The sequence below is a fragment of the Pseudomonas sp. JUb52 genome, from assembly GCF_004341115.1.
In the GTDB taxonomy this organism is placed as follows: domain Bacteria; phylum Pseudomonadota; class Gammaproteobacteria; order Pseudomonadales; family Pseudomonadaceae; genus Chryseomonas; species Chryseomonas oryzihabitans.
The window spans coordinates 1-1170 of record NZ_SLYS01000047.1 but is presented as its reverse complement, the minus strand read 5'-3'; the positions used below and the strand labels follow the sequence as shown (position 1 = coordinate 1170).

Sequence of the window (1170 nt, the reverse complement as noted above, 5' to 3'; positions counted from 1 at the left end):
TAGGGATGCTCCGAACAACTTGCCGCGCGGCAGCGGCAAGCCGAAAATTCACTCAGCAATCAGCGCTTTCCGCTGAAAATGGCCTGATGCAGCGTGTTTCGAGGGCATTTCCGCCCGGGTTTCCGTGTTATGCGCGCAACTCACCCATACCCATCAACTGTTTTCGAACCATCCAAAGATTTGAAAGAGCGAACAGCGTGGTCAGCTGAGCCGTGTTTTTGACCAGCCCACGAAAGCGCACTTTCACGTAACCAAACTGACGCTTGATCACTCGAAACGGGTGCTCGACCTTGGCCCGTGTTTGAGCTTTGCAGTACTCGATCTTGCGCTTGGCCTTGTAGAGCACGCTGCGTTTACCCACCTTGGAATAGGTGCTGCGCCGCGCCGCGATTTGCCAGATGACGTCACGATTTTCATGCTCTGCACGCTTCTCGACACCGGTGTATCCAGCGTCTGCAAAGACCGCATTTTCTTCGCCATGCAACAGTTCGGCGACCTGCGTGACATCGGCCACATTGGCCGCCGTACCATGAACATGATGAACCAGTCCTGACTCGACATCGGCGCCGATATGCGCCTTCATCCCGAAGAAGTATTGATTGCCTTTCTTGGTCTGATGCATCTCGGGATCGCGCTTTCCCTCCTCGTTCTTGGTCGAGCAAGGGGCGTGAATGATGGTGGCATCGACGATGGTGCCCTGGCGCAGAGACAGGCCTTTTTCCTGCAGATAACCGTTGATGACCGCGAGGATTGCAGGGGCCAGTTGGTGCTTTTCCAGCAGGTGCCGGAAGTTCATGATCGTGGTGTCTTCAGGTATCGGGGCGCTCAAGGTCAGGCGTGCAAACTGGCGCATGGGTGTGATTTCGTAGAGCGCTTCTTCCATGGCCGGGTCGCTCAAGGAGAACCAGTTTTGCAGCAGATGAATGCGCAGCATGGTGTCCAGAGGATAAGGTTTTCTACCGCCACCGGCCTTGGGGTAGAACGGCTCGATCAGGCCCAGCAGACCTGCCCAGGGCACGACCTGATCCATCTCGGCGAGGAAGCGTTCGCGGCGTGTCTGCTTGCGCTTGCCGGCATATTCGAAATCGGAAAAGCTCATCTGGCTCATGGGTGGCTCGGATCGGGGGGTAGGCGGATTTCACCACATTTGAGGACTTGTTCGGAGATTCC

Annotated in this window: 1 protein-coding gene; it reads right to left on the bottom strand. The window is 56.3% G+C overall.

Annotated elements, in window-relative coordinates; translation table 11 throughout:
* Nucleotides 1–127: 127 nt before the first annotated feature.
* Nucleotides 128–1108 carry an IS5 family transposase gene (locus tag EC839_RS24085; protein WP_007158801.1) on the bottom strand — a complete coding sequence of 327 codons (981 nt, stop codon included), beginning with the start codon at nt 1106–1108 and terminating at the stop codon, nt 128–130.
* Between the last annotated feature and the right edge of the window lie 62 nt (nt 1109–1170).

Bases quoted from the DNA above. Each gene is read 5' to 3' on its own strand.
- EC839_RS24085 (WP_007158801.1), bottom strand. From the start codon at position 1,108: ATGAGCCAGATGAGCTTTTCCGATTTCGAATATGCCGGCAAGCGCAAG.